The 22,508-nt window shown below is 40.4% G+C and carries 28 protein-coding genes; 25 read left to right on the top strand and 3 right to left on the bottom strand.

Features of this window, described 5'->3' with window-relative positions; all coding sequences use genetic code 11:
• Positions 1-16 precede the first annotated feature (16 nt).
• From NST74_RS15685 to NST74_RS15675, 3 genes are all read left to right on the top strand, one after another.
• The gene (locus NST74_RS15685; protein WP_231573787.1) at positions 17-940 is read left to right on the top strand and encodes a carbohydrate ABC transporter permease; all 924 of its coding nucleotides are present in this window, start codon (positions 17-19) and stop codon (positions 938-940) included.
• Between the two features lie 78 nt (positions 941-1,018).
• Entirely contained in the window at positions 1,019-2,800 is a 1,782-nt protein-coding gene (locus NST74_RS15680) for a cache domain-containing sensor histidine kinase (RefSeq protein ID WP_341113099.1), read from the top strand.
• Positions 2,781-3,965, top strand: coding sequence for a response regulator (locus NST74_RS15675; protein ID WP_341113097.1), 1,185 nt, complete (start codon positions 2,781-2,783; stop codon positions 3,963-3,965). Before NST74_RS15680 ends, NST74_RS15675 begins: the two co-directional genes overlap by 20 nt.
• Positions 3,966-4,036: 71 nt before the next feature.
• Here NST74_RS15675 and NST74_RS15670 read toward each other — a convergent pair whose 3' ends face one another.
• Both NST74_RS15670 and NST74_RS15665 read right to left on the bottom strand, forming a co-directional pair.
• On the bottom strand, positions 4,037-4,354 hold the full coding sequence (locus tag NST74_RS15670; RefSeq protein WP_341113095.1) for a DUF4190 domain-containing protein: 318 nt from the start codon (positions 4,352-4,354) through the stop codon (positions 4,037-4,039).
• 24 nt (positions 4,355-4,378) lie between these two features.
• A complete protein-coding gene (locus tag NST74_RS15665) occupies positions 4,379-5,158 on the bottom strand; it encodes a GNAT family N-acetyltransferase (protein ID WP_341113094.1) in 780 nt (259 codons plus the stop codon).
• Between the two features lie 176 nt (positions 5,159-5,334).
• On the opposite strand from NST74_RS15665, the gene NST74_RS15660 reads away from it, so the two are divergent.
• Together NST74_RS15660 and NST74_RS15655 are read left to right on the top strand one after the other, a co-directional pair.
• Positions 5,335-6,558, top strand: a complete 1,224-nt coding sequence (locus NST74_RS15660; RefSeq protein ID WP_341113093.1) for an MFS transporter — start codon at positions 5,335-5,337, stop codon at positions 6,556-6,558.
• Positions 6,555-7,079 carry a GrpB family protein gene (locus tag NST74_RS15655; RefSeq protein WP_341113091.1) on the top strand — a complete coding sequence of 175 codons (525 nt, stop codon included), beginning with the start codon at positions 6,555-6,557 and terminating at the stop codon, positions 7,077-7,079. Before NST74_RS15660 ends, NST74_RS15655 begins: the two co-directional genes overlap by 4 nt.
• A gap of 11 nt (positions 7,080-7,090) precedes the next feature.
• On the opposite strand, the gene NST74_RS15650 is transcribed toward NST74_RS15655, so the two are convergent.
• Entirely contained in the window at positions 7,091-7,954 is an 864-nt protein-coding gene (locus NST74_RS15650) for an AraC family transcriptional regulator (RefSeq protein WP_341113089.1), read from the bottom strand.
• A gap of 254 nt (positions 7,955-8,208) precedes the next feature.
• On the opposite strand from NST74_RS15650, the gene NST74_RS15645 reads away from it, so the two are divergent.
• The 20 genes from NST74_RS15645 (at position 8,209) to NST74_RS15555 (ending at position 22,486) form a co-directional block, all read left to right on the top strand.
• The gene (locus NST74_RS15645) at positions 8,209-9,507 is read left to right on the top strand and encodes an alpha-glucosidase/alpha-galactosidase (protein ID WP_341113088.1); all 1,299 of its coding nucleotides are present in this window, start codon (positions 8,209-8,211) and stop codon (positions 9,505-9,507) included.
• 128 nt (positions 9,508-9,635) lie between these two features.
• Positions 9,636-10,313 carry a succinylglutamate desuccinylase/aspartoacylase domain-containing protein gene (locus NST74_RS15640; protein ID WP_341113086.1) on the top strand — a complete coding sequence of 226 codons (678 nt, stop codon included), beginning with the start codon at positions 9,636-9,638 and terminating at the stop codon, positions 10,311-10,313.
• A gap of 159 nt (positions 10,314-10,472) precedes the next feature.
• On the top strand, positions 10,473-10,853 hold the full coding sequence (locus NST74_RS15635) for a GntR family transcriptional regulator (protein ID WP_042188506.1): 381 nt from the start codon (positions 10,473-10,475) through the stop codon (positions 10,851-10,853).
• Positions 10,850-11,719, top strand: coding sequence for an ABC transporter ATP-binding protein (locus NST74_RS15630; RefSeq protein WP_341113085.1), 870 nt, complete (start codon positions 10,850-10,852; stop codon positions 11,717-11,719). Before NST74_RS15635 ends, NST74_RS15630 begins: the two co-directional genes overlap by 4 nt.
• Complete coding sequence (locus tag NST74_RS30005) at positions 11,712-12,347, top strand: ABC-2 transporter permease (RefSeq protein WP_445668143.1); 636 nt, start codon at positions 11,712-11,714, stop codon at positions 12,345-12,347. The genes NST74_RS15630 and NST74_RS30005 overlap by 8 nt, the downstream gene beginning before the upstream one ends.
• Before the next feature lie 17 nt (positions 12,348-12,364).
• The gene (locus NST74_RS15625) at positions 12,365-13,003 is read left to right on the top strand and encodes an ABC-2 transporter permease (RefSeq protein ID WP_341113084.1); all 639 of its coding nucleotides are present in this window, start codon (positions 12,365-12,367) and stop codon (positions 13,001-13,003) included.
• A gap of 83 nt (positions 13,004-13,086) precedes the next feature.
• Positions 13,087-14,184 (top strand): HAMP domain-containing sensor histidine kinase, encoded by a 1,098-nt coding sequence (locus NST74_RS15620; RefSeq protein WP_341113083.1) that lies wholly within the window; start codon positions 13,087-13,089, stop codon positions 14,182-14,184.
• A gap of 145 nt (positions 14,185-14,329) precedes the next feature.
• Complete coding sequence (locus NST74_RS15615) at positions 14,330-14,746, top strand: MarR family winged helix-turn-helix transcriptional regulator (RefSeq protein WP_341113082.1); 417 nt, start codon at positions 14,330-14,332, stop codon at positions 14,744-14,746.
• Positions 14,747-14,807: 61 nt separating this feature from the next.
• On the top strand, positions 14,808-15,032 hold the full coding sequence (locus NST74_RS15610) for a DUF896 domain-containing protein (RefSeq protein WP_042128064.1): 225 nt from the start codon (positions 14,808-14,810) through the stop codon (positions 15,030-15,032).
• A 278-nt stretch (positions 15,033-15,310) separates the two neighbouring features.
• On the top strand, positions 15,311-16,249 hold the full coding sequence (locus NST74_RS15605; RefSeq protein ID WP_341113080.1) for an alpha/beta fold hydrolase: 939 nt from the start codon (positions 15,311-15,313) through the stop codon (positions 16,247-16,249).
• A gap of 147 nt (positions 16,250-16,396) precedes the next feature.
• Entirely contained in the window at positions 16,397-18,274 is a 1,878-nt protein-coding gene (asnB, locus tag NST74_RS15600; RefSeq protein WP_341113078.1) for an asparagine synthase (glutamine-hydrolyzing), read from the top strand.
• On the top strand, positions 18,261-18,383 hold the full coding sequence (locus NST74_RS15595; protein WP_341113076.1) for a hypothetical protein: 123 nt from the start codon (positions 18,261-18,263) through the stop codon (positions 18,381-18,383). The genes asnB and NST74_RS15595 overlap by 14 nt, the downstream gene beginning before the upstream one ends.
• Before the next feature lie 117 nt (positions 18,384-18,500).
• Complete coding sequence (locus tag NST74_RS15590) at positions 18,501-18,761, top strand: metal-sensitive transcriptional regulator (protein ID WP_341113074.1); 261 nt, start codon at positions 18,501-18,503, stop codon at positions 18,759-18,761.
• A 61-nt stretch (positions 18,762-18,822) separates the two neighbouring features.
• On the top strand, positions 18,823-19,302 hold the full coding sequence (locus NST74_RS15585) for a DsrE/DsrF/DrsH-like family protein (RefSeq protein WP_076120549.1): 480 nt from the start codon (positions 18,823-18,825) through the stop codon (positions 19,300-19,302).
• 11 nt (positions 19,303-19,313) lie between these two features.
• Entirely contained in the window at positions 19,314-19,661 is a 348-nt protein-coding gene (locus tag NST74_RS15580) for a rhodanese-like domain-containing protein (RefSeq protein ID WP_341113073.1), read from the top strand.
• Between the two features lie 5 nt (positions 19,662-19,666).
• Complete coding sequence (locus NST74_RS15575; protein ID WP_341113071.1) at positions 19,667-19,963, top strand: rhodanese-like domain-containing protein; 297 nt, start codon at positions 19,667-19,669, stop codon at positions 19,961-19,963.
• 51 nt (positions 19,964-20,014) lie between these two features.
• On the top strand, positions 20,015-20,578 hold the full coding sequence (locus NST74_RS15570) for a sulfurtransferase TusA family protein (RefSeq protein WP_341113069.1): 564 nt from the start codon (positions 20,015-20,017) through the stop codon (positions 20,576-20,578).
• 17 nt (positions 20,579-20,595) lie between these two features.
• Positions 20,596-20,991, top strand: a complete 396-nt coding sequence (locus tag NST74_RS15565) for a DsrE/DsrF/DrsH-like family protein (RefSeq protein ID WP_341113068.1) — start codon at positions 20,596-20,598, stop codon at positions 20,989-20,991.
• An 80-nt stretch (positions 20,992-21,071) separates the two neighbouring features.
• A complete protein-coding gene (locus NST74_RS15560; RefSeq protein WP_341113067.1) occupies positions 21,072-22,205 on the top strand; it encodes an MBL fold metallo-hydrolase in 1,134 nt (377 codons plus the stop codon).
• A gap of 53 nt (positions 22,206-22,258) precedes the next feature.
• A complete protein-coding gene (locus NST74_RS15555; RefSeq protein WP_042128044.1) occupies positions 22,259-22,486 on the top strand; it encodes a sulfurtransferase TusA family protein in 228 nt (75 codons plus the stop codon).
• Positions 22,487-22,508: the final 22 nt, after the last annotated feature.

The following is a 22,508-nucleotide window of genomic DNA, read 5'->3' as shown; positions in this document are numbered from 1 at the left end:
AAAGGAGTGCACGATCATGCGGAATGTCAAGCATAAACGCCCAAAGCGTCCTTACAAGGACGGTAAGCGTTTAAGCGAGAAATATAAGAATAATGTATTCCGTGAAACTAATACGTTCTTATATTTTAAAAAAGGACTCGTGTATCTTCTCTTTGCGATTCCTGTCGTTACCCAGCTATATCCTCTTCTATGGCTAATGCTCTATTCCTTAAAGACCAATGAAGAGATTTTGGGAGGAAGTTTTTTCTCGTTTCCTAAAATATTTCAGTGGCATAACTATAGCGAAGCTTATAAAGCCGGTAGTTATCTAAAGTATTTATCCAACAGTGTTATAGTTACCGGTGTAACAATGATCTTCGTCATTCTGCTTAGCTCGATGGTAGCTTATGCGATCTCCCGCTTTCGTTGGCGTTACGGCAACTTGGTCATGACGATATTCTTAATGGGAATGATGATTCCCATGCAGGCCACTTTGCTGCCATTGATGATCATTTTCAAAAATATGCATATTCTAAATACGCATTTGTCGCTCATATTGCCTTATGTAGCTTTTTCAACGCCTATAGCGGTGTTTATCCTAAGTGGGTTTATGAAGAGTATTCCGCATGAAATCGAAGAATCGGCGTTTATCGATGGGGCGAGCGTATATCGGATCTTCCGCACGATTATTCTTCCGGTCTCTATACCGCCGGTCATGACAGTATGTATACTAACGTTTATTAACATTTGGAATGAGTATATCTTAGCGGCAACCTTCATTTCCTCCGAGAAATTGAAAACCTTGCCCTTTGGCGTCTACACGTTCGTTAGTCAGTATTCTGTAAACTATGGGAATATCGGTGCATTTCTAGTGATGGGTGCGTTGCCCGTCATTTTAATCTATTTCTTCTTATCTAACCAGATCACAAAAGGAATGGTAGCAGGGGCAGTAAAAGGCTAATATTGTATTGCAAAACATATAAATGGAATTATAATGAAGGAGCAGCAGGACAGATGAGTTGGAGGAGGGAAGCCTTTTTTGAGAAATAGCTTTCATTCCATTCACCATCGATTGTTTTTGCTGTTTCTTTTTTGTATGTCTAGTATTCTATTAATTGTGAGTCTACTCTATTACAACCGGACAACCGTACAGTTTCATGAAAAAATAAGCGATTTGTCGCAGAAAAATGTCGCTCAGACGGCGGATCTATTCAGCTTGCTGTACAAGGGGTATGACAGTCTCTCTAAATCACTCAGCAATAACTTTGAATTAATACGTCTGATAAATGAAACAAGCAATGAGCCCGCTGTAGCCTATATCAATGAACAGACGATTACAAATATTCTCGGCGCTATATTTTATTCTCGGGATGATCTTGTTGGTATCCATGTCATTACAGATAAAGGTAAGATCTATAATTACGGGAACTATATGAATGTGGTTGATCCCGATTATATGAAGGAAGATTGGTACCATCAGCTGCAGGCTTCCTCCGGTAAAATGGTCTGGCTCGGCGTCTATGAACATTCTCTTATCGATCAAGTGGAGGATAGTCCTGTGTTTGCCTTCGGCCGTCAGATTTACGATCTCAATGAACATAAACCAATTGGCATTGTTCTGTACGAGACGAATCCGAAGCCTGTTCTAGATGCGCTTGATAATGTGAAGCTGGGTGAGCATAGCCAGGTGTACTTAATGTCGCAGGATGGGCGATTCGTATCCTCTGCCGAAGATCAGGAACCTGATTTAACTCAGCTACCGTCTTTGCAGAACTCCCAGAATGTTGTGGTCGAACAGACAGCCAATCGTCTGCTTGTCGCTTCTAAACTTTCCTTCTCTGGATGGTGGGTGCTTAGTATCACTCCTAATCGCGACCTAAATGTAGAATTGGTAGAGATGAAACGGTATCTGTTCATTGTATTTTCAATCCTTATTCTCGTCTCTACTTTGATAGCTTCTATTGTTTCACGAACGATTTCTTTGCCGCTTAAAAAGGTGATTCGAGAGATGAAGCAAGTAGAGATCGGTAATTTCCGGGGAATGGTGAATGTTTCATCTTATCAGGAGATTAATATTCTTGTTGCTTCGTTTAATCGGATGGTTCGCCGGATCGAAGAACTAATCGAGCGGGTAAAACTTTCTTCCGTCAGTGAGAAGAATGCTGAGCTTCATGCCTTGCAATCTCAAGTGAACCCTCATTTTCTATACAATACTCTGGATATGATTTATTGGATGCTGGATGAGGAAGGGAATGAGCAGCTAGGCGAGCTTGTGCTCTCGTTATCTTCTATGTTTCGGTACAGCAGTCATTGGGAAGTTGACGTAGAAGTCACGCTACGAGAAGAGTTGGAACAAATCGGGCACTATCTAAATATTATTTCTATCCGGCTGGAAGGTCGTCTACGGATTGATATAAATATAGATGAACGATGGCTAGAAGTCCGCCTTCCCAAGATGACTGTACAACCAGTCATTGAAAATGCTGTAAAACATGGTTTGGAATCACTCGACCGTCAAGGCATTCTGAAGGTGAGAACACTTGAAGATGATGGAGTACTGAACATCGTCGTTCAGGATAATGGCAAAGGTATGGATGCAGAGAAGCTGAACGCATTAGTGGAATCCTTGGATCGGCCATCAACGAAAGAAAATGGAAAAATGGGGATAGGTCTTCAGAATCTACATCAGCGGCTCCAGCATATGTTCGGAGAATCCTATGGGCTTGTGATTCGAAGTTTACCTGGAGAGGGAACCGAGGTTGCTATCGTGCTGCCGATTCCGCAGGAAGGAGAGCGTAGTCGTGAACATTCTCATAGCTGATGATGAACGGGTGATCCGCGAAGGGATCAAGCGTACTATAAGAAGTATTTATCCAGATTATTGTGTACATGTTGCAGCATCAACAGAAGAAGCTGTCAAGATTATGGAGGAACACTCCATTCATATCGTCTTAACAGATATCCTTATGCCCGGTATGAATGGTTTGGAGTTCATGAGGATTTCTAAGCGGAGGTATCCTTATGTCAAATGGGTAGTCATCTCTGCTCACAGTGAGTTTGCCTACGCGCAGGAGGCTGTTCGTCTTGGGGCGAGAGATTATTTACTTAAACCGATCGGCAAAAGCAAGCTACTTGAGATTATCAGTAACTTAACGCAAGAAATTGAGCAGGATCGCAAGCTCATTAAAGATGAAGACCGATTAAGGTCAAGTCTGAAATTTTTAAGAGAAGGTGTGTTTCAGAGACTCGCATCTGGCTTTAATCTAGGTAATTTAGATATCAGTCAATTGATAGAAGATCATCAATATTTCTATTTGATTTTGCTGCAAATGGATGCGGGTGATAAAAACATTCGAATAGAACATTTTATTGTTGAGAATGTGTTAACTGAGCTGATAGAACGGGACGGGAGCGGGTTTGTGGTCAGCTACGACCGACAAAGTTTGCTGGGCTTAATCACCTTAAGGGAAGAGGCGCGATTAGAAGCTTTTCTCGATGATGGGCGGACATATTTGAAGCAATATTTAAAGATACCCTTCCAAATGATTCATTCCGGACTAAGCTATGATATAAATTCTGTCCCACAGATCGTAACGAGCTTAAGAGAGGCAGCGAATTCGCAAGTATTGGATTTAGCGCCTGCAAAAGGAAGCGGTGAAAAAGCCATCGACATCGCATTGCAATATGTAAAGGAACACTACTACGAAGACCTCAGTTTGGAAAAGATTTCGTCTGTTGTATTTTTGAATCCGGTCTACTTCAGTCAATTATTCAAACAGAAAACGGGTCAGGGGTATAAGGAGTACGTTACATCCTTACGATTAGAGCAAGCGAAGCTGCTGTTAGTGAACTCGAAGCTTAAGGTGGCAGAAATCGCTGAACGTATTGGATATCAGGACATGCGACATTTTACACAGATGTTTCGCAAGCGGTTCCTCTTAACTCCGACGGAGTATCGTCAGCAGCTTCACAAAGGCGCATACTAAATTATCCATAGGTTAAGCAAAAGGATCTCAACGGCCAATCGGTGGGCTACAGAGATCCTTTTATGTGTGGATTAGTAAGAGGGGTAACTGGCTGCTGCGTATACAAACAAAAGAAAAAGTAAAATTAATATGGCGTAAAGTAGAGTGCCGACAATACCACATACCAAACCCGCGATAGCTAAACCTCTTCCTTGCTCATACCGTATCCGGATTTCCTTTAGGGAGAGGGCAGAAAGTATAATTGCTACAATCCCTAACAAAAATCCGATATAAGGAACCATTATGGAGAGGACACCTAGCACGAATCCGGCAATTGACTTGCCATTCATTGGCGTTGGTGGGGGCGGCGGTGGGAAATAGTTTTGTTGCTCGTTCGGTTGGTAGCTCATTCAAATCACCTCCAATCAAGCAAGTTATTGGATGTAGTTAATCCAGTGTTCAAGCTGTACACAAGGAACGAGTCCAATGGATTCAGCTAATCGGATGGACGCATGATTGGTTTCAAGCACATGATAACGTGGAATAAACCCACGTTCTAATGTTTCTTGTAGGGCTGTTCGGACCACCTTTTTCGCGTACCCATTTCTTTGAGCGGATTCTAAAGTATGTACTGCACCGATTTCCCAAATGGTCTCTTCATTACGGAACGCTAAGCAAGTACTGATTGGATTGTTCCCAAGGAAGATTGACACGGAAAAAGCACCAGTTTGAAAATAGTTGTCTATTTCGTCTTTAGTGTAATGATTAGCAGCCCACAGCGGGAATAATCTGTCATCAACCGCATGACTGATAACAACTTCTTCGTCTTTCGGAAAGATTTGTCCCTCCGTTGTACTATATGAGTAGAACCCTCGGACTTTCTCCATTGAAAAATGTGAAGATAATGCCTCCCTGTACCTCAGATCTTGCAGTTTAAAAACAAACTTTGCTTGCGAAGGCAGCAGATGAAATAGAGCCGGAAATACATCTGGGCTGCTGTAATCCATAAATACGATGTAATCCGCTTGAGGATATACTCTATGATCATATGCGTAGGCTGAGGCAGGAAGAAGCAATAAAACGCCCCATTGATCTCCTTGCTCTACCAGATGCGTCTTCATGACTTCTTGAAAAGAGGTTATCATTTTTAACAAACTGACATTCTTCAATGGTTCCTTGCGCAATTTGAGCAAAATTCGGTCATTCTGATTCATGTTATTTACTCCTCGCTCTATGTACTTCACTTTATATTGTACTTATGTAGATAATGTATCTGGGGATGATTATTAAATCGCTGAAAGACGTTAGCTTGACAGTGACTGCTATAATGTATTAGGAAAATAAAGCTTGCTGTTTGATGCAGCATACGTAATCGGAGGCACAGAATTTCATGACACAATCTATCACACCCGCTGCAGTTCGTTTAGGAGGAGGCCTAACCAAGCAATTCATTCTTATATTAGCCATTGCATCTGGTTTAAGCGTCGCAAATATGTATTACAATCAGCCCCTTCTAGCCGATATCGGACGAACTTTTCAAGCTTCATCTAACGCAGTAGGATATGTATCGATGCTGACTCAGATCGGTTATGCGCTTGGGATGTTACTCTTTGTTCCGTTAGGCGACATTCGTGAACGAAGAACATTAATTTCGGGACTTTTAATTGCTGTATCCCTGTCACTGGTTGGTTTCGCCACAGCCCAAAACCTAGTCTGGATGTATATCGCCAGTTTTGCTATTGGCATAACTACGGTGGTGCCGCAGGTCATCATTCCGCTCTCAGCAGAGCTCGCTTTGCCAGAAGAACGAGGTAAAGTTATTGGAACCGTAATGAGCGGGTTATTTTTTGGCATTTTGCTGGCAAGAACAATATCCGGAATTATAGGCGATATGTTCGGCTGGAGAGCGATGTACTGGATTGCTGCAGTTATAATGCTATTGTTATCCCTTATCTTATACCAACTAATTCCAAAGGTGAAACCAGAAAATAATTCATCCTATACGGATCTACTGAAATCAATGGGGAATTTGATTCGCAGATATTCGACGCTTCGTGAAGCATCACTGATTGGTGCTTGTATGTTTGGTGGCTTCAGCGTGTTCTGGACTTCACTGGCTTTCTTTCTAGAAGGAGAACCTTACCACTATAGTAGCTCTATCACAGGCTTGTTTGGGTTGATCGGTGTAGCAGGTGCTGCGGGTGCTCCATTTATCGGGAGGTTAGCCGACAGGATTGCTCCTAAGAAGATTGTAGGTATTCTGCTGTTGCTTACATTGATTGCTTACGGATTCTTCGGTTTAGCTGGATTTACAATCTGGAGCCTGATTGCCGGTGTTATTATTCTGGATCTTGGAGTACAAGGGTCACAGGTTAGTAACCAAACACGGATCTATGCACTTGAGCCGGCTGCGCGCAGCCGAATAAATACTGTGTTTATGGTTAGCACTTTTACAGGTGGAGCTATTGGATCAACACTTGGAAGCTTTGCATGGCAGCATTGGGGCTGGAGTGGCGTTTGCTTGATGGGTGGAATGCTAATTGTAGCCGCTATATGCATATGGGTAGTATATAGAGTAATTGAGAAGAAGGCATTAAACGCAGGAGGTGTATGAGCATCGCTCAGAAGACGAAAATCGTAGAAGTTGTCCCGTATGATCCAGAGTGGAAGGTAGAGTTCAATCAAATTAGAGATCAGTTGTTATCTTATGTCGGAGATCTCATTATTACAATTGAACATGTGGGCAGCACCTCCATTGAAGGACTCGCTGCTAAACCTATCATAGATCTTGATCTTGTAATGGATAGTTACGAAGTATTCCCACAAATCATTGAACGATTACAACTGCATGGATATGAACATCAAGGGAACTTGGGAATAGAGGGCAGAGAAGCCTTCAAAAGACGTCAAGCGGATGAATTTATGAAATATCATCTGTATGTATGCCCTAAGAATGGAAAAGGGTACTTGGAGCATATCGCATTCAGAGACTATCTTCGTTCGAATGTGCCTGCGCGTCAAGCGTACGCAGAGCTCAAACAGCGTTTGGCAGAACAACATCGCTACGATATGGATGCTTACTGTGAAGGAAAGACAGCGTTTGTCACCTCGATTTTATCAAAAGCCATGAAATAACCCATAAGCAATCATGTGCCAGATCGAAGATGGCTTCGATATTCACTGGGGGACATACCGCTCCACTTACGGAACTGCTTGGAGAAATATAACGCATCATTAAAACCGACCGAGGAGGATACCTGGTCGATGGTGAGCGTTCCTCCAAGCAGTTCCTTTGCTTTATCCATGCGAACCTTTAACAAATACTGCTTGGGTGACATTCCTATCTTTTGCTTAAAGGCCTTAGAGAGGTGTGCCCTATGATAACCAAGAGAGGACGCCATGTGGTCGATACTGATCTGTTGATGAAATTGGAGAGAGATCCAGCGGATCGCTTGATTGATCTGACGGTCGATAACATCCGGTAATTGTGCGGATTTAGGGGTGAGCGAACATATGTTCGCAAGACCGAATTTATGCACCAAAAGGCGCAGCCACCCAGAAGCCTCCAAACTTTCCAACCTTGGATAGGCAGACTGTTGAAAGGAAAATCGAATATGTTCATACAAGTTATGTATCTCTATTAGGTTATCTAAGTGTATTAACGGCTTATCCGGTGTAATCCCCGCTTCCTTTAATAGCTGTTGAACGGCATCCCCTTGCAAGGCGACCCATACGTAAGTCCAAGGCTGTTCCATGTCTGCCTGATAACTGAATAATGCCCCTGGGAAAATAACAAAGGTATCTCCCGTACCACATACATGAGATTTACTTCCACTCTGAAACACCCCCTTTCCATCCAATACGGTATGTATAAGGAAGTAATCGTGAACAGAAGGCCCCATCTTATGTCCCGGGACCGGGTTACCTTCTCCGCTAAACAATACAGTTAGGTCGATTTCATCAGGAGCAAGATTAAACCCTGCTGTGAAATGATAATGCTCTGAAGCCATTTGCTTCTGACCTCCTATACGTGATTTGAATTACATTTAGATTATAGGATGGACCACTTAAATGCAACAAATATCCATATATGAATTGTATTTCTCCATACTCATTGAGATCGCTCTCATTTATAGTGAATAGTGAAGAGAGAGTTGGATACCCTCTGATATTCTAGTGTTTATAAGGAAAATCCATCAAGGTTGTCGCAGTCATTAGCGAAGTCGTGACCGTACAACTCACTATTTAAGGAGGATTATTTTATATGTCGAAAATTACATTTATCGGAGCGGGTAGTACTGTATTTGCGAAGAACGTTTTAGGAGATTGCATGAGAACTCCAGCCCTTCAAGGCTTTGAGCTTGCCTTATTTGATATTGATCTTCAGCGCCTAAAAGATTCCGAGAATATGCTGAGTAATATAAAAGAAAGTAGTGGCAGCACTTGTATTGTGAAATCTTATACAGATCGTAAAGAAGCATTGCGTGGAGCGAAATATGTGATTAATGCAATTCAGGTCGGGGGTTACGACCCTTGTACCATTACAGACTTTGAAATTCCGAAAAAATATGGCTTGCGTCAGACGATTGCAGACACGGTTGGTATTGGCGGCATCTTCCGCAATTTGCGTACTATTCCTGTGATGCTTGATTTTGCTGCAGATGTAAGAGAGGTTTGCCCAGATGCACTCTTTATGAACTACACGAACCCAATGGCAGTACTGACTAATGTGATGAACACTTATGGTGGTGTAAAGACTGTGGGTTTATGTCATAGTGTACAGCATTGTATTCCAGGCTTATTTGAGCATCTAGGACTGGATCAGACTGGTGTACAGGCTAAGATTGCCGGGATTAACCATATGGCTTGGCTACTCGAGGTTACGAAGGACGGAGAGGATTTATATCCGGAAATCAAACGACGCGCTGCCGAGAAGCAGAAAGAGCACCACGGGGATATGGTACGATATGAAATGATGCTCAAATTTGGTTATTACATTACAGAGTCTTCGGAACATAACGCAGAATATCATCCTTATTTTATTAAACGCAATTACCCTGAGCTTATTGAACGGTTTCAAATTCCACTGGACGAGTACCCACGCCGCTGTGTAGAACAAATTGAACGGTGGCAGCAAATGCGTGAAGAATTAGTAAATAACAAAGAGCTTGTACATGAACGTTCGCATGAATATGCGTCCTACATTATGGAAGCCATCGAAACGAATATACCTTTCAAAATTGGTGGTAATGTTATGAATACAGGTCTTATCACCAATCTTCCGAAAGAAGCATGTGTAGAAGTTCCGTGCCTTGTAGACCGCAGTGGAGTCACTCCAACCTTCGTCGGAGATCTGCCTCCACAGTGCGCCGCACTGAATCGTACGAACATTAATACACAATTGTTAACGATCGAAGCAGCGATTACTCATAAGAGAGAGCATATTTATCACGCAGCTATGCTCGATCCGCACACTGCCGCGGAACTGTCGATGGATGACATTACGAATATGTGTGATGAGCTGATCACGGCTCATGGAGACTGGTTGCCCGCGTATAAATAAAATGCATATTTCTAAAATTTTAAAGTCTAAAGCCTGAGAAATCAGGCTTTTTTTGCTTATCTGTCTAGGACAACTGGGGGACATCGGAATACACATATATGGACACCTAAATGCGGAGGTGAAGCGTGATGATCATTGAGAGTTATACTTTAGCATCGTCCACATCCCATGCCACCCCTTATTATGTGATCAGAGGCGGGCTCCCTGGTCCTGTGTTTATGGTGGTGTCCGGCATACACGGGAATGAAACGGCAAGCATTCGTGCCGCTCAAAACCTCGTGAATCGCTTAAGACAAGGAGAACTATATATTTACAGGGGGACTCTTATAATTGTTCCTCTCATGAATCAAAAAGCTTATCGCAAACGAATTCGAGGCGTACCGGATTTGAACCGAACGTTTCCACGTACTCCATATGCATCTGCCAAACATCCGTTATCCGTAGCCTTGCTTCAATTAGTACGGCGTTATCGGCCTACCTGGTACCTTGATCTCCATGAAGCTAATGGTTTGTCTCAAAGAAATCTTAAGCGGCTCGGTCAGACTATCATCATTAAGCCGGGGAGCCAAGGTACGGCTACAGCAAGACGTATCATAAAAGACATTAACCGTACGATCACTAATACATCCTATCATTTTAATATCCGTTTACGAGAGCGTCCCGGATCATCGCGTGCAGCCGTCTCTCGTATTTTAGGAGCGAAGGCATTTACTGTGGAAACCTGCTGGAGTCTTGATCGTGACCTTCGTATTCGCTATCAGATAGATATTGTTAGCCGATTTTTAAGAAGTGCTGGGTTGATGTGATGATGATTAGACACGTTGAATGACAAGCAAGCTGATCCTGAGATCATGGGAATCGGCTTGTTTTTGTTGACTTGAAAGATCATTGACAACAATGAGTATAGTGTATATATTACATATATACATTGATTACACATAAACTAGGAGTGAGGGCAAGAGTTCATGAACATATTAATATCCAACACTTCCGGTGAACCCATCTATGCACAGATTGTAAGTCAGATCCGCCAGATGATCCTGCAAGGAGAGTTAGTCTCAGGTACGCCTTTACCTTCTATTCGGCTGTTAGCCAAAGAGCTGCAGATTAGCGTAATCACAACGAAACGAGCTTACGAAGAACTGGAGAGAGAAGGCCTTATCAATTCTATTGTGGGAAAAGGCTCCTTTGTTTCTGGTGCAGATCAGGAGTTTATTCGGGAACAACGGCTACGGATCATGGAGAACAAAATGAAGGAAATTATCGACGAGAGTAAAATGTTAGGGATTGATTTTGCTGAGTTTAGTGAGATGTTGAAATTGCTTTATGAGGAGGAGACAGAATGAAAGAAGTCATTCAATTGAATCAAATCTCTAAAAAATATGGTCATTTCAGCCTATGCGAACTTACGTTCGGTATTAAGGAAGGATATATAACGGGGCTAATAGGACCGAATGGAGCCGGAAAAACAACTTTAATTAAAATGATGATGGGTATGGTACAACCCGACCAAGGAAGCATCGAGATTTTTGGCAAAGAAACATCCATAAAAAATGCAAAGTACAAAGATCGAATTGGGTATGTTTCTGATGAGAACTACTTTTACGATCAATTAACCATCGATCAGATGAGTAAGATGATTGCTCCCTTTTATAGTCAGTGGGATAAAGAGACTTATAGGAAATACATAGAAATGTTTAAGCTTTCCCCGCGGAAAAAGATTAAAGAACTCTCTAAAGGGATGAAAATGAAGTATTCGCTCGCCATTGCCTTATCACATGGTGCAGATCTACTTATTATGGATGAACCTACTGCAGGTCTTGATCCTATATTCCGAAGAGAACTGCTGGATCTGCTTAGTGAGCATATTCAGGATGAGAAGAAGTCGATTCTATTTTCCACGCATAATACGACGGATTTGGACCGGATCGCGGACTATATTGTTTTTGTGAATGAGGGGCGACTAGTTTTTACTGAGATGAAAGAATCTCTACCTAACAAATACATGCTGATAAAAGGTAACAAGGAATTACTTGATCGAGATGTACGAAAATGGTTCATTGGGCTTAGAGAGACGGAGGTTGGTTTCGAGGGTCTTCTGAACAATCGCTCAGAAGGGGAACGCTTCTTTAGAGATCATGCCATATGCGAAACACCTACCCTGGAAGAAATCATGTATTTTACGGTAAAGGGAAACGCTTCGTATGTTTAATCTCTTTTTGCTGATTAGAAAAGACTTTATCCTCCTGCGGAATTTCATCCCTATCTTTCTCTTAAGTATCTTGTTCATCGCATATGTTCAACTGGATAACTCCAGCATGTTTGCTACATTTCAATCTTTGCTGTTGCTCGTATACTCCTGTTCTATGGATGCACAGAATAACAACACAAAGTTTGTGATAGGGTTGCCAGTTAGACGGCAAGATATTGTCTTGGCTAAATACTTATCAATTGTTCCTTATTGTTTCATTGGTTTGATTTGCTCTTTAGCTTTGTTTCTAATTTCCCCTTCATTTGGATATTCCATTAGCCCGGTTTATTGGATAGGGGTATCTTTAACTTTACTTATGATTCCTTTGACTGCGTCTATTTATTTACCGATTCATTATTGGCTTGGTTACAAAAACTATTACTTCAATATCCTTTTTAATGTAGTTATAACGATAACCACCTTAAACGCTGGATCTTCACTCTCAAATTCATCAGTTTTCTCAACAATAACCCATTTAAAGCTGCAAGATCATCTGGTTTCGATGGGTTTGATAGGGATTGTTTATCTATTCATCTTGTACTTCTCATATAAGATTTCACTACGATTGTTTAGCAAGGAAGAGTTATAAGCTAAGGAGGACTTAAAGTGTATCATTCATTTTATCTTGTTCAAAAAGACTTCATTCTTCTGCGTAAATTTCTGATGCTGCTAATCCCTTTCTTTATCTTTATAGCTTATTCGAACTATCATAGCTTCAGTTTATTTACGGTTATACCACCTATGCTGTTATTGATCAGCTCTTGTTCTATGGATACTCAGCAATCGACGCAACGGTTTCTCGTTAATCTCCCTGTACGGAGACAGGAGCTTGTCCGTGCCAAATACTTCTCAATCCTTCCATATGCGCTTGTTGGGCTGTCAGCAACTGCTTTTACGTATCTTCTGATTATTATGACAGGTAAACAAGTAACTCCTTATTTTTGGCAAGAGGTTGGTATTGCGATATCTATTTTTCCACTCCTCGCCATGCTTTATTTACCGATTCATTACTGGTTAGGGGCTAAAGGCACGCAAGTTGTTAATCTCGTATTTATGATGATTATAATGGTTGGTCCGAACGTGATCGGAAGTTTGATTCAATGGTTTCCTGACCTAGAGAACTGGCAGAGTTTTGGTGTGAAGTCTAGCTTTATTCTTTATATCATACTAGGACTGGCTTACTTGTTCTTACTTAGTTGTTCTTATCTTATTTCATTGCGGATTTTTGAAAAAAAGGATTTCTGATTCTAATGATTTGAGATTTAGATTGAATTCATATACCATTATCACTACAAAGATAAATACTGTAGGGGAAGGGTATACATCCAATGCCTAAAATGATTTATAGTTTTCGTACAAAAATGATAATGCTGCTGGCTGCCAGTATGCTAGTATCCGGCGGAATAACCTTTTTAATCTATAAAGCGCTCCAGCGGTATTATCACTCTGAGGTGAAGTTTGAGAATCCACTAACCAAAGTTCGCTATGTAATAAGAGATATTGGAGATGTGAATACATTTTTAATTATCTTTGTCCCATTAGCCATCTTATTCTTCTTCTTATTCACTAAGCCGTATGCAAGATACTTTAAGGAGATCTCGAAGGGAATTCATCAGCTTGCGTCAGGTGATTTCACAGAACGAGTCGATATTCCCTCCAAAGATGAATTTGGGATGATTGGACAAGATCTCAATCTAGCCATTGAGAATATGCAAGAAGCCATTGAGCGGGGAGACATTGCCGAGAGCAGTAAAGATCAACTCGTGTTGAACCTGGCGCATGATTTGCGTACACCCCTAACCTCGGTTATCGGCTATTTGGATTTTATTTTGAAGGACGATCAATTAACTCCTGAACAGACCAAACATTACACGACGATTGCTTATACCAAATCTCAGCGTTTAGAAAAATTGATCGATGAACTGTTTGAAATTACAAGAATGAACTACGGCAAGCTTAAGCTTGAGAAATCATCGATTGATCTCAGTGAGCTTCTCTTACAATTAAACGAAGAATTATATCCAGTCTTTGAGAAAAACGGGCTCACCTCCAGATTGGATATGACACAGCCTCTGAAGATTTACGGTGACGGGGAGTTATTAGCACGTGTATTTGAGAATCTCCTTACAAATGCGGCCCGATACGGAAGCGATGGTCAATTTATTGATATTCACGGTTACTTGGACATTAACGAGGTTGTTGTTGAAGTGATTAACTATGGAAATTGTATTGAACCGGAAGAGCTGCCACGTATTTTCGATATGTTTTACACAGGTGATCGTGCACGAACACATCCAACAGGAAGTACAGGACTAGGCTTGTTTATTACTAAAAATATAGTAGAGCAGCATAATGGGACCGTCTCTGCGCATAGCAGTGTGGTACGGACAATCTTTGAAGTACGGCTTCCGCAAAACAGTAATTGAAGACCATTTCTATACCATAAAGTGCCAAACTAAAGAGGATTCGTTGGTGGGGATAGCAAAAGATCGTCAACCTTTGAAATCCTCTTAAAAACATGATATAATTAGCTTGCTAATTAATTTGTGAAATGGCTCGGGGGAACAAGCTGTGATTGAAGATGAGATAAGAGAACTACTGGATATAATTTCAGCGGAAATGCGTAGAGATTATGCTGCGCTGCTTAGAGAATATAATCTTCATGTAGGTCAAGAACAGTTATTATGCCGGTTATGGAAATCAGATGGAATGACACAGATACAGTTAAGTGAAAGTCTGAATTGTGAGCCACCAACGATCACGAATATGGTGAAATCACTTGAAAATCATGGGTTTGTTGTTCGAAAAAGAGATTCTGAAGATGGCAGAGTAAGCCGAGTGTATCTAACTTCAGCCGGACGTAATCTGTGTGAGCCTGTAGAAGGTATATGGAATAAACAACTGGATAAATTATTAACAGGAATTCTACCCGAAGAACGTTTATTATTAAGAAGGCTTATGAAACAAATGGCGAATAATTTATCTTAACCTGGAACTGCGCATCACATCCATTAGCAAGCTAATCAAAACTTAGAAAAGAGGAATATAGATGATTAACAGTTTGACTCGTATTAATGAACTAGCCAGGAAAGAACGTGAAGAAGGCCTGACAAAAAGTGAATGGGTCGAGCAGATCGCTTTGCGTGAAGATTACCTACGTGAAATACGTGGACAAGTTCGTAACAGTCTTTCAGGAGTGACGATTGTAGATCCTGAGGGAAATGATGTTACGCCTGAAAAGATTCGTTTATCACGTAAAGAAAGCTTGAACTAATCCTTATCTAATGAAGTGAATGTACACCTTTAGAATATCGTTGAATGGTCCCTTGGGCTAATCAGCGAATCTCTAAAGGTGTTTTTTTGTTATCCATGAACGGAATAGGGAACATAATTATAACTGATATCTTAACGGAAGCTTAATTGAATTTCGTTAGCTGATGCTGAAAGTTAAGGTCCAATTAATCTTGTGTTTCACAGGATCTAAGACTGCATTGCTACAATGAAATGGACAGATGAGAAGAAATAAATAAGTGGGGGAGCGGGATTTAACAGATGAAAAAGGCATTTTTCTTTTTACTTAAAGCAATTGGAGTAATAGCCATAGCTATAGTGCTATTTCTAGCCATTGTTTTTACAGTTAATGTGATCTGCAACAAATTGGAGAAAGGTAAAATCGAGCCCTATGGCCAGCTTGTACCTGTAGACGGGAAGAACATGAACGTCACGATTCATGGAAATGGTGAAGAGACGGTCGTATTATTACCAGGATACGGAACTGCAGCGCCAGGTATTGATTTTAAGCCATTAGTTGACGAGTTATCTCCATTTTACAGAGTGGTTGTCATTGAGCCTTTTGGTTATGGATTAAGTGATATCACTGAAAAAGAACGAAGTATTGAAAATATTGTGAGTGAAGTACATGAATGCTTGCAACAATTAAATATAGACCGTTATATTCTGATGGGGCACTCTATATCCGGCATTTACAGTCTAGACTATGTGAACAAATACAAAAACGAAGTTAGTGCATTCGTGGGGATTGACAGCAGTGTACCGGCACAGGGAGCAGGCGAGGAGCTACCAACTGCAGCCTTAAAATCACTTAAACAATCAGGCATCTTCAGATTGCTGGTAAAACTCGCTCCTGATCAAATCATTACACCACCAGGTGTTGATGATGAAACCAAAGAGCAAAATAGAATGATTACGCTTAAAAACATGATGAACCCAAACATCATTAGCGAAGCAGATCATTTCCCGAGCAACTTCAATGCCGCTGAAACTTTAAAGTTCCCCAAAGATCTACCTGTAATGTTCTTCTTAGTAAAAGATAATTCGGATGTTGAAGGCTGGGAAGCTTTACATGAAGAACAGATCAAAGATTCTCTACATGGGAAGATGATGCTGCTTGAAGGCGATCATTATTTGCACCATACTCGATCAAAAGAAATTGCGGAGAATTTCAGAAGTTTCATGAGTGAAATAAAATAAGAATGAACGAGAAAACGTCGAATGATTCATTTAATGAATCGTCGACGTTTTTTTATATGAATGACATGCAATAAAAAATGATGATTGATCAATGCAATTGTGGGCATTCTAAACCTTAATCTTTAGTATAGAAAGGACTACAATCGTATGTGCGGAATAGCAGGAATATTAAAATATAATGGACAACCCCCACATGAAGAAACCTTAAAACAAATGACAGGGGCAATGAACCACCGAGGTCCTAATCATGAGGGTGTATGGCTCGATTCTCGGATTGGGCTCGGTTTTCGTAGATTATCCGTTATAGATTTACGTGATGGCAATCAACCGATGACGAATGAAGATCGTACCCTTTGGATTGTTTTTAATGGTGAAATCTATAACTATAAGACACTACGAGATCAGCTTAAGCAAAAGGGACACCACTTTCAAACGCAATCAGATACAGAGGTTATCGTGCATTTATTTGAGGAATATGGCAAGGACTGTGTCCATCATTTACGCGGAATGTTTAGCTTTGCGATTTGGGATCTTAAGGAACAGACTCTTTTTGCTGCTAGAGATCATTTTGGCATCAAGCCTTTTTATTATTACAAAGATGAGAATAACCTTTTATTTGCTTCGGAAATCAAAAGCATCCTTGCAGTGCAAGGGGTGCCAAGAAAGCTACAGTATCAAAGTTTATTTAGCTACTTAACTTTTCAGTATGTGCCGCAACCGGATACGATGTTTGAACATATTCATAAATTAGGACCTGCAGAGCGTGTATTTGTTAACTCGGAGGGTGAAATGAAGATCGAGAAATATTGGGAGCCCCATTTTCATCCGGTAAAACGATCTTTAGCAGACTATGCGGAAGAAATTAAGTGGAAATTGAAAGAGTCAGTAAGCCTTCATTTACAAAGTGATGTGAATAGAGGGTGTTTTTTATCTAGTGGAATTGACTCCACAGCTATAGCTGCAATGATGAAAGCAGAAGAGTCAACCAAAACCTTTTCGATTGGATTTGAAGGGGTGAACAATGAAACGATCATTGCCAATCAAACCGCAGCCAAGCTGGGGACAGATCATTATTTCCATATCCTATCGGCAAAAGACTTTTTTGAGAGTATAGCGAAGACTGTATGGCATCTAGATGAGCCTGTCGCGGATCCTTCCGCCATTGCGCTCTATCATCTTAATCAGCTTGCAAAAGAACATGTAACGGTTGTCCTATCAGGGGAAGGTGCTGATGAATTATTCGGAGGATACAGAATCTATAAAGAACCAGATGCTTTAAGACCCATCACATGGATGCCCAACTTCATAAAGGATTCGTTACGTAAATCATTGTCTATATATCCGTATCATTTTTATGGAAAGAACTATTTACTTCGGGGGCTGACACCTTTAGAGGAACGCTTTTTCGGTAATGCTAATATCTTTAACAAAAGCGGAAAGATGAACTTGCTCCACGAATCGATACACGCTCAAAATAGCTTTTTACATCCCACGGATATCGTTAAGCCTTTTTATGATAAGACGGTGCACCTAGACCCAACGACAAGAATGCAGTTTATTGATATGAATTTTTGGTTACCTGGCGATATTTTGTCAAAAGCAGATAAGCTGTCCATGGCGCATTCGTTAGAATTAAGAGTACCGTTTTTAGATAAAGAGGTTTTTGAAACAGCTAGTAAAATTCCTGTATCCAATCGAATTGGCAACAAAACAACAAAACTTGCTTTGCGTAAAGCTATGGAAGGAATCGTTCCGGATGCTATTGTGAATCGCCCAAAATTAGGATTTCCCGTACCGATTCGTGATTGGCTTAAGACCCCAATTTCGGACATAATGTTTGAGCAAATACGCTATAGCGGTATTGAAGAAATCTTTAATATGAATATCGTCGAAGAGATGTTTAATCAGCATAAGAGTAATAAAGGTGACTATTCACGTAGAATATGGTTAATTTACATTTTTTCCGTCTGGTACACTCTTTTTATGAAAGAAGATCTGAAGCAATTAAGCAGTGCTGCATTGTAAAGGCATCGACGATATTGCAACGATGAGTACGATGGGGGCACTAGAAGATTTGAAAGAGCTAGAGTTAACGTACTCCGCGATCCAATCAATGAAATCCTACCGGGTGTAAACCAATTTTTACATAGTTCAAATTTTAGATAAATAGCTGTTGACTTCATACCCCATGGGGTATAGAATAAGTTTTGTAAGAACGTTAGCGAATATTAATAAAGAAGGGAGTGTGTGTATGACATACGACAGCAAAGTGATAAATCGTGTCAAACGTATGGAAGGTCAAATAAGAGGCATCTTACGGATGATGGATGAAGGTGAAAATTGCAAAGAAGTCATTACACAACTTTCCGCGGTAAGATCTGGATTAGATCATACGATTGGTGTCATTGTAAGTGAAAATCTTGTAGAATGTGTGCAAAATGCGGAAGGCGACCAATCTATAATGAATGATTCTATCCAAGAAGCAGTTAATCTACTCGTAAGAAGCCGATAATTTTCGGCTTTATATTTTTAGTAAATTTATACCTATACCAGTATGGGTAAAGGAGCGCGAAATGGAAAAGAAAAGAACGACGATTGTATTATTTAGTGGAGACTATGATAAGGCGATGGCTGCTTATATTATTGCAAATGGTGCTGCGGCTTATGATCATGAAGTAACTATCTTCCACACATTTTGGGGAATTAATGCAGTGCGTAAACAATCACCAGTTGAAGTGAAAAAAGGATTTTTAGAAAAAATGTTCGGTATGATGATGCCACGTGGCGCTGAACAACTAAGCCTTTCCAAAATGCAAATGCTTGGTATGGGTCCGAAAATGATCAAGCATGTCATGAAAAAGCATAATGCATTGACATTAACACAACTCATTGATATGGCTCAGGAGCAAGAGATTAAGCTAATAACCTGTACGATGACGATGGATTTATTAGGTTTACAAAAAGAAGAACTATTGGATGGTGTTCAGTATGCGGGTGTAGCAGCATATCTGGCTGATGCAGAAAATGGAAATGTCAATCTATTTATCGGCTAGGGAGGAGAATAATGGAGGCAGCAATTGTTGTTGGTATCCTCATGTTATTTATTATTTGGCGCAAGTTACCATCAAAAGGCGTAAAGGCGATTACAGCCCAGCAGCTGAAGACGATATTAACTGACAAAGATAAAGTATTTATCGATGTTCGAACTCCAGGTGAATACAGTCGTCGTCATATTGTTCAGTTTAAAAATTTTCCACTTGGTTCTGACTTGTCAAAGCTACCTAGAGGTAAGGATATAGTCGTCATTTGCCAAAGTGGAATGCGAAGTAATCAAGCATGTAAACAATTAAAAAAATTAGGATATGGTAACGTTACGAATGTCCGTGGTGGCATGAATGCGTGGAGAGGATGAGGGGTATGAAAGAGATTAGCGTTCAAGAAGTTCAACAAAGCCTAAAAAACGGGGAAAAGCTAAATCTACTCGATGTTCGTGAGGTGGCTGAAGTACAAGAAGATCACATTCCTGGAATTATCAATATTCCATTAGGTTTACTTGAGTTTCGCTTACAAGAGTTAAACAAAAATACACCATATATCATCATATGTCGTTCGGGTGGGCGTAGTGGGCAAGCTACAGAATTTCTAGCTCATCACGGCTATGACGCTACAAATATGGTCGGTGGTATGTTGGCCTTTAAAGGTAAAGTTGAATAGCTTTAAAATATCATTCAAAAATATACCAAAGAGTATTAGGAGGGTTTTAGAATGGCAGTTAAAGCGGATGTTATGTTAGATGCAAAAGGTCTAGCATGTCCAATGCCAATCGTGAAAACGAAAAAGGCAATGAACGATTTAGAAGATGGTCAAATTTTAGAGGTACAAGCGACAGATAAAGGTTCTAAAGCTGATCTTGCAGCTTGGTCAGAAACGGTTGGTCATCAATATATTGGTACAACAGAAGATGGAGATGTGTTATATCATTACATTCGTAAATGTTCAAATGACGCAATGGTAGAAAAGACACATGAGCAGATCATAGATAATGAAGAGTTAGTATCGCGTGCAGCAAATGGTGGATATATTCTAGATGTACGTGAAGAGGCGGAATATGCATTTGGTCATATTGAAGGCGCAAATTCAATACCAATGGGTGAACTTGAATCTCGTATGAATGAGCTTGATAAAAATCAAGAAATTTATGTGATTTGTCGTACGGGCAAACGCAGTGATCTCGCAGCACAAAAACTTGCAAACCATGGATTTGAAAAAGTGTATAACGTCTTGCCAGGTATGACAGGTTGGACTGGCGACTTAACAACATCAATATAAGTTATGGAGGGTTAAATATGTCAAACAAAGTAGCAATTATCGCAAGTAACGGTGGTCTATTCGACGCCTATAAAGTATTTAATATCGCAACAGCAGCAGCAGCTTCAGAAAAAGAAGTAGCAATTTTCTTCACATTTGAAGGGCTAAATTTGATTCATAAGCAAGGAATGCACGGGCTTTCCATGCCAGCTGGTAAAGAATTTATGGCCGAAGGATTTGCTAAAGCGAATGTTCCAGCGATTCCCCAATTAGTTGAAATGGCACAAGAGCTGGGTGTAAAATTCATTGCTTGCCAGATGACTATGGATGTTATGAGTCTAACAAAGGATGACTTTGTAGAGGGTATTGAAGTGGGTGGAGCCGTTACATTCCTTGAATTTGCCAAAGATGCAGCTCCATCATTAACTTTTTAGAATAAAAGCAATAACTTAGTGAGGGATCTATTCTCTCACTAAAAAAATAACAAAAATTATACCTATGGGGGTATTTAAAGATGACAGTAATGAAATGGACAGCAGCAGATGTTGCTCGTAAAGTAATTGAAAATCAATCATTATTCATTTTGGACGTACGTAATGCAGATGCATTTGAAGACTGGAAAATTGAGGGACATCAATTCGAATATCTTAATATTCCTTATTTCGAATTATTAGATGGTGTAGAGGGTATTTTACCTCAAATTCCAACCGACAAAGATATTTTAGTTGTTTGTGCTAAAGAAGGCTCCTCGATTATGGTGGCTGATATGTTGAATGAAGCGAGTGCTGCTCTATCTGTTAGTTATTTAGAAGGCGGTATGAAATCTTGGAGCAGTTATTTAGAGCCAATAAAAGTAGCTGATCTTTCTGGTAGTGGTGAATTATATCAATTCGTACGTCTTGGAAAAGGTTGTCTTTCCTATATGGTAATTTCTGAGGGTGAAGCAGCACTTATTGATGCCGTCAGATTTACAGATGTATTCACAAGCTTTGCAGAAGAAAAAAATGTAAAAATAAAACACGTATTCGATACGCATCTACATGCTGATCATATTTCAGGCGGGCGTTCTATTGCAGAGGCTACGGGTGCAACATACTACTTGCCTTCGAAAGATGCAGAAGAAGTCGTGTTCGATTACACACCTCTTGAGGATGGATTAACGGTTCAAATCGGTGCTTCTAACATTGATGTAGGTGCACTTTACTCGCCAGGTCATACGATCGGATCAACTTCTTTTGTAGTAGACGATAAGTATCTATTGACGGGTGATATTCTATTCATCGATTCCATTGGTCGTCCTGACCTTGCTGGTCTTGCGGAGGATTGGGTAGGAGATCTTCGTGAAACATTATATCGCCGTTATAGAGAACTAGCAGAGGACTTAATTGTTCTACCAGCACATTTTATGATCATTGATGAATTGAATGAAGACGGGACGGTTGCCAAACGATTAGGTGATTTGCTGTCTGATAATCATGGTTTGAATATTGAAGATGAGAGTGAATTCCGCAGTATAGTAACTGATAATTTGCCACCACAACCGAATGCTTATCAACAAATTCGTCAAGTGAATATGGGGAAAATCACTCCGGATTATGATGAACAAACCGAAATGGAAATTGGTCCAAACCGTTGTGCAGTTCGTTAATTCATTAATATGATCTAAGCAGCTTCCAAAAAAAACGAAATGGGGTTATTTAAATGAAAGTCGACAAAATAATAGATGCAAAAGGACTAGCATGTCCTATGCCAATCGTTAAAACAAAAAAGGCAATGGATTCCGTTGCTTCAGGTGAAGTAGTAGAGATTCATGTGACGGACAAAGGTGCACTTTCAGATTTTCCAGCTTGGGCAAATGCAGGTGGACATACTATTTTAGAACAATCAGAAGACGCTGGTGTATTCAAATTTTATATAAAAAAAGCGTAATGTAGTTCTTTTAGGCGGGTTT

It is taken from the genome of Paenibacillus sp. FSL F4-0125 (genome assembly GCF_038008565.1).
In the GTDB taxonomy this organism is placed as follows: Bacteria; Bacillota; Bacilli; order Paenibacillales; family Paenibacillaceae; genus Paenibacillus_AQ.
Note: the sequence above shows the minus strand (reverse complement) of the source record. Positions and strands in the feature narration are given on the sequence as shown.

What these genes read in the sequence shown, in the direction of transcription:
- NST74_RS15685 (WP_231573787.1), top strand. Translation starts at nt 17, where the DNA reads ATGCGGAATGTCAAGCATAAACGCCCAAAGCGTCCTTACAAGGACGGT.
- NST74_RS15670 (WP_341113095.1), bottom strand. Translation starts at nt 4,354, where the DNA reads ATGAGCTACCAACCGAACGAGCAACAAAACTATTTCCCACCGCCGCCC.
- NST74_RS15665 (WP_341113094.1), bottom strand. Translation starts at nt 5,158, where the DNA reads ATGAATCAGAATGACCGAATTTTGCTCAAATTGCGCAAGGAACCATTG.
- NST74_RS15660 (WP_341113093.1), top strand. Translation starts at nt 5,335, where the DNA reads ATGACACAATCTATCACACCCGCTGCAGTTCGTTTAGGAGGAGGCCTA.
- NST74_RS15655 (WP_341113091.1), top strand. Translation starts at nt 6,555, where the DNA reads ATGAGCATCGCTCAGAAGACGAAAATCGTAGAAGTTGTCCCGTATGAT.
- NST74_RS15650 (WP_341113089.1), bottom strand. Translation starts at nt 7,954, where the DNA reads ATGGCTTCAGAGCATTATCATTTCACAGCAGGGTTTAATCTTGCTCCT.
- NST74_RS15645 (WP_341113088.1), top strand. Translation starts at nt 8,209, where the DNA reads ATGTCGAAAATTACATTTATCGGAGCGGGTAGTACTGTATTTGCGAAG.
- NST74_RS15640 (WP_341113086.1), top strand. Translation starts at nt 9,636, where the DNA reads ATGATCATTGAGAGTTATACTTTAGCATCGTCCACATCCCATGCCACC.
- NST74_RS15635 (WP_042188506.1), top strand. Translation starts at nt 10,473, where the DNA reads ATGAACATATTAATATCCAACACTTCCGGTGAACCCATCTATGCACAG.
- NST74_RS15630 (WP_341113085.1), top strand. Translation starts at nt 10,850, where the DNA reads ATGAAAGAAGTCATTCAATTGAATCAAATCTCTAAAAAATATGGTCAT.
- NST74_RS30005 (WP_445668143.1), top strand. Translation starts at nt 11,712, where the DNA reads ATGTTTAATCTCTTTTTGCTGATTAGAAAAGACTTTATCCTCCTGCGG.
- NST74_RS15620 (WP_341113083.1), top strand. Translation starts at nt 13,087, where the DNA reads ATGCCTAAAATGATTTATAGTTTTCGTACAAAAATGATAATGCTGCTG.
- NST74_RS15610 (WP_042128064.1), top strand. Translation starts at nt 14,808, where the DNA reads ATGATTAACAGTTTGACTCGTATTAATGAACTAGCCAGGAAAGAACGT.
- NST74_RS15605 (WP_341113080.1), top strand. Translation starts at nt 15,311, where the DNA reads ATGAAAAAGGCATTTTTCTTTTTACTTAAAGCAATTGGAGTAATAGCC.
- asnB (WP_341113078.1), top strand. Translation starts at nt 16,397, where the DNA reads ATGTGCGGAATAGCAGGAATATTAAAATATAATGGACAACCCCCACAT.
- NST74_RS15590 (WP_341113074.1), top strand. Translation starts at nt 18,501, where the DNA reads ATGACATACGACAGCAAAGTGATAAATCGTGTCAAACGTATGGAAGGT.
- NST74_RS15585 (WP_076120549.1), top strand. Translation starts at nt 18,823, where the DNA reads ATGGAAAAGAAAAGAACGACGATTGTATTATTTAGTGGAGACTATGAT.
- NST74_RS15580 (WP_341113073.1), top strand. Translation starts at nt 19,314, where the DNA reads ATGGAGGCAGCAATTGTTGTTGGTATCCTCATGTTATTTATTATTTGG.
- NST74_RS15575 (WP_341113071.1), top strand. Translation starts at nt 19,667, where the DNA reads ATGAAAGAGATTAGCGTTCAAGAAGTTCAACAAAGCCTAAAAAACGGG.
- NST74_RS15570 (WP_341113069.1), top strand. Translation starts at nt 20,015, where the DNA reads ATGGCAGTTAAAGCGGATGTTATGTTAGATGCAAAAGGTCTAGCATGT.
- NST74_RS15565 (WP_341113068.1), top strand. Translation starts at nt 20,596, where the DNA reads ATGTCAAACAAAGTAGCAATTATCGCAAGTAACGGTGGTCTATTCGAC.
- NST74_RS15560 (WP_341113067.1), top strand. Translation starts at nt 21,072, where the DNA reads ATGACAGTAATGAAATGGACAGCAGCAGATGTTGCTCGTAAAGTAATT.
- NST74_RS15555 (WP_042128044.1), top strand. Translation starts at nt 22,259, where the DNA reads ATGAAAGTCGACAAAATAATAGATGCAAAAGGACTAGCATGTCCTATG.